Source organism: Candidatus Rhabdochlamydia sp. W815, from assembly GCF_018642185.1.
Lineage (GTDB): Bacteria > Chlamydiota > Chlamydiia > Chlamydiales > Rhabdochlamydiaceae > Rhabdochlamydia > Rhabdochlamydia oedothoracis.
In genome coordinates this window covers 1-672 of the sequence record NZ_JAAVTY010000143.1, presented here as the reverse complement: position 1 = coordinate 672, position 672 = coordinate 1, and the positions used below count along the sequence as shown (strand labels likewise).

The 672-nt window shown below is 32.1% G+C and carries 1 pseudogene; it reads right to left on the bottom strand.

Annotated features, from left to right (window positions below):
* Positions 1-345 precede the first annotated feature (345 nt).
* A pseudogene (locus tag RHOW815_RS08695) lies at positions 346-672 on the bottom strand (transposase); the annotation flags it as partial.

Genomic DNA, 672 nt, shown 5'->3' with positions numbered 1-672 from the left:
TAATATCTCCTGCACACTCTTTGCAAATTTTTCTCCAGAATATCCTCCATCTGCTAAAACATTTTTTACACCGAACAAATGGTTTTTATGTAGTGAACATGCTTCTATACTTATTTGCATTCAAATTAAGATTTTGAATATATAAACATTTTTATGCAAAAGATAACATCTTCTTGCAAAATAGAGCAGTTTTTTCAAAAAAAACTAGTTATGCAATTCTTAATTTGAAATCAAACTAGTATATAGTGGTTCCGATTCAATCGCATATAAAAATATAGGATAAAGACAAGTTTCAAATCGTTGACTTGAACCCCATTAAGCTAGCCGTTTGAATTGGCACTACTATATACACCCATTTCTGTCAGTGATATTAGCGGTGGTAATGTGAATCCCATTAGGAAGCCCTTGGCTATCGACTGCTATATGTCTTTTTATTCCTGATATTTTTTTCCCTGCATCATATCCTTTCTTCTCCGCTGTATCAGTATTTTTAACACTTTGAGCATCAATAATTACAAAGCTTGTTTTCTCTTTCCGACCACTGCCCAATTTTTTTTAAAACTATTTCAAGAATACTCTTAGAATTTTTATCATCTTTTTTATTCCAAAGAGGGAAATAATAATCACATCATTCCCATTTAGGACAATCTATGGGTAACATACGCCACTGGC